The 7,776-nt window shown below is 66.6% G+C and carries 7 protein-coding genes; 5 read left to right on the top strand and 2 right to left on the bottom strand.

Features of this window, described 5'->3' with window-relative positions; genetic code table 11:
* The first annotated feature begins 387 nt into the window (after positions 1-387).
* From VEG08_11655 to VEG08_11645, 3 genes are all read left to right on the top strand, one after another.
* On the top strand, positions 388-1,947 hold the full coding sequence (locus VEG08_11655; GenBank protein HXZ28639.1) for a UbiD family decarboxylase: 1,560 nt from the start codon (positions 388-390) through the stop codon (positions 1,945-1,947).
* A 9-nt stretch (positions 1,948-1,956) separates the two neighbouring features.
* Positions 1,957-2,163, top strand: a complete 207-nt coding sequence (locus tag VEG08_11650) for a type II toxin-antitoxin system HicB family antitoxin (GenBank protein ID HXZ28638.1) — start codon at positions 1,957-1,959, stop codon at positions 2,161-2,163.
* Positions 2,164-2,433: 270 nt separating this feature from the next.
* Entirely contained in the window at positions 2,434-3,024 is a 591-nt protein-coding gene (locus tag VEG08_11645; GenBank protein ID HXZ28637.1) for a hypothetical protein, read from the top strand.
* Between the two features lie 34 nt (positions 3,025-3,058).
* On the opposite strand, the gene VEG08_11640 is transcribed toward VEG08_11645, so the two are convergent.
* Together VEG08_11640 and VEG08_11635 are read right to left on the bottom strand one after the other, a co-directional pair.
* Positions 3,059-3,688: a hypothetical protein gene (locus VEG08_11640; GenBank protein ID HXZ28636.1), complete on the bottom strand. Its 630-nt coding sequence runs from the start codon at positions 3,686-3,688 to the stop codon at positions 3,059-3,061.
* A gap of 355 nt (positions 3,689-4,043) precedes the next feature.
* Positions 4,044-4,562: a hypothetical protein gene (locus VEG08_11635; protein ID HXZ28635.1), complete on the bottom strand. Its 519-nt coding sequence runs from the start codon at positions 4,560-4,562 to the stop codon at positions 4,044-4,046.
* Between the two features lie 113 nt (positions 4,563-4,675).
* Here VEG08_11635 and nuoI point away from each other — a divergent pair, with 113 nt between their 5' ends.
* Together nuoI and VEG08_11625 are read left to right on the top strand one after the other, a co-directional pair.
* Entirely contained in the window at positions 4,676-5,194 is a 519-nt protein-coding gene (gene nuoI / locus VEG08_11630; protein HXZ28634.1) for an NADH-quinone oxidoreductase subunit NuoI, read from the top strand.
* Positions 5,195-5,296: 102 nt separating this feature from the next.
* Positions 5,297-7,776 (top strand): homocysteine S-methyltransferase family protein (locus VEG08_11625; GenBank protein HXZ28633.1); only part of this gene is annotated, 2,480 nt, incomplete at its 3' end.

The following is a 7,776-nucleotide window of genomic DNA, read 5'->3' as shown; positions in this document are numbered from 1 at the left end:
GCTTGACGGCACGAGGCCGTTTCGCTGGCGTGTGCAAGAAACGACGCAAGCAGCACAACAATCAGTTGAATCAATCTCTTCCGCATCGGTGGTCCTTTGGGGGCGACGGTCCCACCGAATGGAGGAGAGAACGTGTATCCGGACCGAAGACCCCAACTCGCGAGTTGCCGTTAGGTTAATGCCGAAAACCAACCCACTCAAGCATAGAACGCCGGGTGCCACACGCTAAGCCCGGGGTTGGCTTGTGTGGGTGAACACATCGCGCGGACGCGCCCCAGTCGCCGCTCAGCGGATCCCTGCCTTCACCCACTCAAGCACGGAACGCTTGAGCGGGGCATTCGGGGAGCCTCGCCCGTTATAATCGTCGGTCGCAGGGGAGGAGGCGGCTTGGCCTACAACGACCTCAGAGAGTGGATCGGCGCGCTGGAGCGCGCGGGCGAACTGAAGCGCATCCGCGCCGAGGTGGACCCCGCGCTCGAGATCGCCGAGATCACCGACCGCGTCTCCAAGAGCGCGCGCCCCGCCCCCGGCGGCCCCGCCCTGCTCTTCGAGAACGTGAAGGGCCACCCCGGCCGGCCGGTGCTCATCAACCAGTTCGGCTCGGCGCGCCGCATGAACCTGGCGCTGGGCGTGGAGTCGCTCGACCAGGTCGCCGAGCGCCTGCGCCAGTTGCTGGACGTGCAGTCGCCCCAGGGCCTGCTCGACAAGCTCAAGATGCTGCCCATGCTCGCCGACCTGGGCAAGTTCTTCCCCAAGACCGTCTCCAGCGGCCCCTGCAAGGAAGTCATCCGCCGCGAGAACTTCGACCTTAACTACTTCCCGGTGCTGCAGTGCTGGCCCCAGGACGCCGGGCGCTTCCTCACACTGCCCTGCGTTTTCACCCGCGACCCGCGCAGCGGCAAGCGCAACGTCGGCATGTACCGCATGCAGGTCTACGACGGCCAATCCACCGGGATGCACTGGCAGCGGCAGAAGGTCGCGGCGGAGCATTACCGGGAAGCGTTGCGGGCGGCGGCCAGCCCAGGCGGGTCGCCTGGGCCACACAGTTCCGTGGACATCATGGCCCGCACTTCGGGCGGCTCGGCCGTGCCCGTGGGGCAGCTTCCGGAAGGGAAGCTCGAAGTCGCGGTGGCCATCGGCACCGATCCCGCCGTCACCTTCTGCTCCATCGTGCCCGCGCCCCCCGACGTGGATGAAATGCTGATCGCCGGCTTCCTGCGGCAGAAGCCGGTCGAGCTGGTGAAGTGCGAGACGGTGGACCTGGAGGTCCCGGCCACGTCCGAGATCGTGCTCGAAGGCTACGTCAAGCTGGACGAGCTGCGCTCCGAGGGTCCCTTCGGCGACCACACCGGCTTCTATTCGCTCCCCGACCTTTACCCAGTCTTCCACCTCACCTGCATCACCCACCGCAAGGAGCCGATCTACGCGACCACCATCGTGGGCAAGCCGCCGCAGGAGGACGCCTGGATGGGCACGGCGGTGGCGCGCATCTTCCTGCCCATGATGCGGCTGGCCATCCCCGAACTGGTGGACGTCAACCTGCCCATCGAGGCGGTCTTCCACAACCTGATGATCGTGTCGATCCGCAAGTCCTACCCGGGGCAGGCGCGCAAGGTGATGCACGCCATCTGGTCGCTGGGGCAGGCCATGTTCACCAAGTGCATCGTGGTGGTGGACGAAGACTGCGACGTGCAGGACCTGCGCGAGGTGGTGCTGCGGGTGGCCAACCACATCGACCCGGAGCGCGACATCCAGTTCACCCTGGGCCCGGTGGATTCGCTCGACCACGCCTCGCGCCTGCCCAACTACGGGTCGAAAATGGGCATCGACGCTACCCGCAAGTGGCCCGCCGAAGGCTTCACCCGCCCCTGGCCCGGCGAGATCCGCATGGACGAAGCCACGAAGAAGCGCGTGGACGCGATCTGGAAGAGCCTGGGGCTGGAGTAAAATGCGCCTATGGCCAACCACCTCAAGTATCGGGTGCTGATCGAAGTTGATGAGGACGGGGCATTTGTCGCAGAAGTGCCGTCGCTGCCGGGGTGTATCTCGCAGGGAAAAACTCGCGCCGAAGCGCTGAAGAACATCCGCGAAGCCATCGCGGGATACCTGGAAAGCCTGTCTGCCCACGGCGATTCGGTGCCGCCCTCCATCCAGGGGGCGTGAGACGGTGGCGCAGGGCTTCAGCCCTGCACTGGCCGGGTCTATTGATTTGTCATCCCGAGCGCGGCGAAGGAGCGCATGCGACCGAGCCGCAGCGAAGGACCCCTATGGCCAGACGAATCTCGCGGAGGATTCCTTAGAGCGGTGTGGGAGCCTTGGAGGTCATAGGGGTCCTTCGACTCGCGATGTCCTGCGACACAGCCGCAGCACATCGCTCGCTCAGGATGACAACCTGAGAAGGACATCCTAGATGCCCAGGGAGGGCCGGTAGCCATGGTCCGCAGCCGCTTTTTGTCGAGCCTGGGGCTGATCCTGGCGGTGGGGCTTGTGGCCTCCCTGCGCGCGCAGGAGCAGCCCAAGCCCGGGGACCACCCCACGGTTTACACCAGCAAGAAGTGCGGCTTCCGCATCCACATCCCGGCGGGCTGGGTGCTCATCCCCTTCGCCGAGGCCGACGAGGTGCAGAACGGCTGCGGCTTCCGCCTGCAGCGCCGCGACCGCGCCCAGCAGATCAAGCTCGACCACGACCAGGATCTCTACTCCATCACCGTGGCCACAGTGGACCAGGACCTGGCGGCCGCCGCCGAGACCGGGCTCTTCGCCAAGGAAGAAGGCAAGTGGGTGGTGAAGGGACGGATGGACATGAGCAGCCCGGCGGAAGAGATCTCTTCGGACAAATGGGTGGGGCTGCGCGGGGTGGCGACAGTGGGCTGCGAGCGCGTGCACGGCGGAGCGCCCCCCGAATTGTGCGAGATCCCGCGCGCCGTGCTCAACAACCGCGGCTCCAGGTCGGCCATCTTCTACGGCGCTCCCCGCAGCGGCGAGGTCTTCGCCCAGGTGCTCAAGGAGTTCGAGTTCCTGTGAGGCGGGTGGCGCAGGATCAGGGACCCATCAACCGCTATTTCTTATAACCGTATCCATCCATCACTTTGGTCCATTTGCCACCCTGGACGGATATCTCGTACCGGGAAGTGTAGTGGGTGGGGGAGACCTCCTTCTGGATGTAGCGGCCTCTCACCGTGCGCCCGTCCCCGAGCCTGCCCACCTTGCCCGTCCAGGTCCAGGTATCTGCTTTGAGGGTGGCTTCCCAGTCCTCCGCCGTGCCCTTGGTGTCGGCGGCATGGCAGGTGTAGACCCGTTCCTTGGAGTCGTAGGCGTAGATCGTCTCCCCGGCGCCACTACCCCCCGTCGCCTCCTCGGTCCAGTGCGAGGTCAGGTGGCCCTTCTGCCAGCGGTTATCGAAGTCGGTGGAAAACCAGCCGCCCGGACCCAGCACGCTCTTCTTCCATCCTCCGGTTTCGTGCCAGACCCCGGCAAAATAGTCGAGTTCCTTGGCCGGGGACGGGGCCTTCTGCCGCTTCACCGATGGCGGCGGGTGGGCGATGGAGGAGGGCAGATTCGCCCCCGGCGGCACCTTGGGTGGCGCCGTCAGATGAGGGGTTCGCGAGAGCATCTGCGCGGACGAGCGCAGAGACAAGGCGACGAGAAGCAGGAAAACCGCCAGCGGCAGGGCGCGGATCATCCTCATGCCGGAACCTCCTGGGTGCGTCTGGAGGCGGAACTATATGACAGATCTCCGGGAAGCAGGGAAGAATTCCGCTTGCACAAGAGCCCCCAGGCCTCGCGGAAGGGTTCGAAGCGGCCGGAGCTGGGGAAGTGGGGGCAGAGGCGGAAGGTCTTGACCCGGCGCAGGGCGCGGACGGGTTAGGGGGAATCCACAAAGAAGGGGGCTTGACAAAAACATCGGGTCATCGGGGGATGGGGTGATTTTTGTGCCGTCCCTGACGGGACTCGGGAAGCTGCCTGCCGGTGTACCCGGCACTCACCCTTCGGCTTCACTCAGGGCAGGCTCCGCCGGGCTGGGTTCTGGCGCCCTGACGGGCTCAGTCGTTGGGGGAGAAGGATTCCAGGAAGCGCTGGAGAGGCTTGGGCTGGTCGGGGCCGGCGGGGAACATGACCATGACGGCGTAGGAGTGGCGCGCTCCCCAGTAGAGGTTGCCTTCCATTAGCACCTTGCCGCCCTGGGAGTCGCAGTCCAGCCGGTACCAGTGGCCGATGTAGCCCTGGCGGGCGGGAGCGGGGGGCTGTTCCGGTCCCACCTTGCAGTCGGGCAGGGCTTGGAAGACCGAATCGCGGTAGACCGCATAGGTGGCGTCGTCGACCGGCTGCGGCGTCGCCGGGTTGGCGTAGATGACGGTATAGAGGGCGGGCGCTTCGGCGGCCACCAGGGTGTGGGAGTGGACGCCGGTGCCCGCTCCGGTGTCGTGGTCGTCGGGGTCGCCGGGGAACAGGACGGTGAAGCGGCCGTCCTTGCTCTCGTACTGCTTCCAGTTGCCGGTCTGGGCAGCCAGAAGAGCCGCGAGGACGAGCAGGAACACGGAACTCGAAAGCAGGCGGCGCATGGCGGGCATCCTCCCTGACCCCGGTCGCGGGGGCGGACTCCGGGGATTGTCGCATGGGCGGAGGGCCCGGACAAGCCGCAGGCGTGGCGCCGGCCGCGCTATACTAAACGCCTATGCCGGTGATCAAGGACCTGGCGGGCATCGCCAAAGGCATGTCGGTGACGCTGCGAGAATTGTTCTCGCCCACGGTGGTGGAGAACTATCCCGACGGGAAGGGCGAGCTGCGCGGGGCCCGCTTCGAGGAGCGCTTCCGCGGGGTGCACGTGCTGCAGCGCGACGAGAACGGCCTGGAGAAGTGCGTGGCCTGCTTCCTGTGCGCGGCCGCCTGTCCCTCCAACTGCATCTACATCGAGGCGGCGGAGAACACCGCCGAGCACCGCATCTCGGGAGCGGAGCGCTACGCCAAGGTCTACAACATCGACTACAACCGCTGCATCTTCTGCGGCTACTGCGTGGAGGCCTGCCCCACCGACGCCATCACCCACGGGCACGCCTTCGAGATCGCGGCCACCGAGGCCAGCCAGCTGGTCTATCGCAAGGAGCAGTTGCTGTCGCCCATGCCGGCGCACCAGGGAGAGAACGCCATGTACCCGGCGGGCGTGCCGCCGACGCTACCGGAGAAGGTGTTTTGAGGATCGGGTGATCGGGTGATCTGAAAATCACGCTAAGATGGAGGGCCGGTCCAAGGCGGACCGGCCGCTGTTGTTTAGGGGAAGGCAAGCGAAGCAGAGACGATGAGTGATTTCCTCCAAGCCGTGCGCGAGCGGGTGGTGGTCTACGACGGGGCCATGGGCACCAGCATCCAGGTGCGCCAGCCGACCCCCGAGGACTACTGGGGCAAGGAGGGCTGCAACGAATTGCTGGTGCTGAGCAAGCCGGAGATCATCCGCGACATCCACGCCAGCTTCCTGGCGGTGGGCTGCGACGTGGTGGAGACCGACACCTTCGGGGCCACGCGCATCGTGCTGGCGGAGTACGGCCTGGAGATGCAGGTGGGGGCCATCAACCAGGCAGCCGCGCGCCTGGCGCGCGAGGTGGCACAGCAGTTCTCCACCCGGGAGAAGCCGCGCTTCGTGGCCGGCTCCATCGGGCCGACCACCAAGCTGCCCTCGCTGGGGCACATCGGCTTCGACGAGATGGCGGCGGCGTATCTGGAGCAGGCCAGCGGGCTGATCGCGGGCGGCGCGGACGTGCTGCTGATCGAGACTTGTCAGGATCTTCTGCAAGCGAAAGCGGCGCTGGCCGGGGTCTTCGACGCCATGCGGGCGGCGGGCAAGCGCCTGCCGGTCACGGTGCAGGTGACGCTGGAGGCTTCGGGCACCATGCTGCTGGGCACCGAGATCGGGGCGGCGCTGACCACGCTGGAGCCCTACGACATCGACATCCTGGGGCTGAACTGCGCCACCGGGCCGCGGGAGATGAACGACGCGGTGCGCTACCTGTGCGCCAACGCGCCGCAGCAGGTGTCGGTGCTGCCCAACGCGGGGCTGCCGCAGAATGTGGGCGGGCGCGCGGTGTACAAGCTGACGCCGCAGGAGCTGGCGGAGTATCACAAGCACTTCGTCGCGGACTACGGGGTACGGGTGGTGGGCGGCTGCTGCGGCACCACCCCCGAGCACCTGAAGGCGGTGGTGGAGGCGGTCTCCCGCCTGGAGCCCGCCAAGCGCGAGCCGAAGCCGGAGGCGGCGGCGGCCAGCGCCTACACCTCAGTGCCGCTCGACCTGAATCCCAAGCCGCTGGTGGTGGCGGAGGAGATGAACACCACCACGCGGGTGGAGAAGTTCCGCAACCTGGTGCGCGGCGGGCAGTACGACGAGATCCTGTCGCAAGCCAAGCGGCTGGTGGCGGAGGGCTCGCACATGCTGGACCTGTGCGTGGCCATCGTGGGCGAGGACGAGCGCGCCTACATGAGCGCGGTGCTGGAGAAGATCGCGACGCGGGTGCCCGCGCCTATCCTCATCGACTCCACCGAGGCGGAGGTGGTGGAGGAAGCGCTGAAGCGCATCCCCGGCAAGCCCCTCATCAACTCCATCAACCTGGAGGACGGGGAGAAGCGGACGTCGAAGGTGCTGCCTATGGCCAAGCGCTACGGAGCGGGGGTCATCGCGCTGACCATCGACGAGCAGGGCATGGCCCTGACCGCGGAGAAGAAGACGGCCATCGCGCGACGCATCTTCGAGCTGGCCACGAAGAAGTACGGCTTGCGGCCGCAGGAGCTGGTGTTCGACGCGCTCACCCTGCCCATCTCCACCGGGCAGGAGGAGTACCGCAGCGCGGGCAAGGAGACGCTGGAGGCGGTGCGGCGCATCAAGCACGAACTGCCGGAGGTGAAGACCATCCTGGGGGTCTCGAACATCAGCTTCGGGCTGGGCACCTACGCGCGGCGGGTGCTGAACTCGGTCTTCACCTGGGAGGCGGTCAACTACGGGCTGGACATCGCCATCGTCAACTACTCCAAGATCTATCCGTTATACAAGATCCCTGATGTAGAGGTTGAACTGGCGCGCAAGCTGATCTATGCCGACGCGAGCGCCGGCGATCCGCTGCAGAAGTACATGGCGCACTTCGCCGGCAAGGAGCAGGCGGCGCCGCCGCCGGTGGCCCACGCCGAGCAACTGGCGGTCGAGGACCAGCTCAAGTACTGCATCATCCAGGGGGAAAAGGCGCTGGGGAACGGGGCGCAGCGGCGGACGCTGGAGCAGATCCTGGAGCAGGCGCTCGCGAGCTACTCGCCGCTCGACCTGGTGAACAACGTGCTTCTGGACGGCATGCGCACGGTGGGCGAACTGTTCGGGGCGCGCAAGATGCAGTTGCCCTCGGTGCTGGACTCGGCCTCGGTGATGAAGCAGGCGGTGGCCTACCTCGAGCCCAGGATGGAGAAGAAGCAGGGAGCGCAGAAGGGCACGCTGGTGCTGGCCACGGTGAAGGGCGACGTGCACGACATCGGCAAGAACCTGGTGGACATCATCCTCACCAACAACGGCTACCGGGTGGTGAACCTGGGAATCAAGCAGCCGGCCGACGCCATCATCGCGGCGGCGCAGGAGCACCGCGCCGACGCCATCGGGCTGAGCGGGCTGCTGGTGAAGTCCACCCTGGAGATGAAGTACGTGGTGCAGGACCTGGAGCGGCAGGGGTTGAAGTTCCCGGTGATCTGCGGGGGCGCCGCGCTGACCCGCAAGTACGTGGAGGACGACCTGCGGCGCGAGTACTC

This window comes from Terriglobales bacterium, from assembly GCA_035624475.1.
Taxonomy (GTDB): domain Bacteria; phylum Acidobacteriota; class Terriglobia; order Terriglobales; family Acidobacteriaceae; genus DASPRL01.
Note: the sequence above shows the minus strand (reverse complement) of the source record. Positions and strands in the feature narration are given on the sequence as shown.

Coding starts and splice junctions, on each gene's coding strand:
- nuoI (HXZ28634.1), top strand. CDS start 4,676: ATGCCGGTGATCAAGGACCTGGCGGGCATCGCCAAAGGCATGTCGGTG.
- VEG08_11645 (HXZ28637.1), top strand. CDS start 2,434: ATGGTCCGCAGCCGCTTTTTGTCGAGCCTGGGGCTGATCCTGGCGGTG.
- VEG08_11635 (HXZ28635.1), bottom strand. CDS start 4,562: ATGCGCCGCCTGCTTTCGAGTTCCGTGTTCCTGCTCGTCCTCGCGGCT.
- VEG08_11640 (HXZ28636.1), bottom strand. CDS start 3,688: ATGAGGATGATCCGCGCCCTGCCGCTGGCGGTTTTCCTGCTTCTCGTC.
- VEG08_11650 (HXZ28638.1), top strand. CDS start 1,957: ATGGCCAACCACCTCAAGTATCGGGTGCTGATCGAAGTTGATGAGGAC.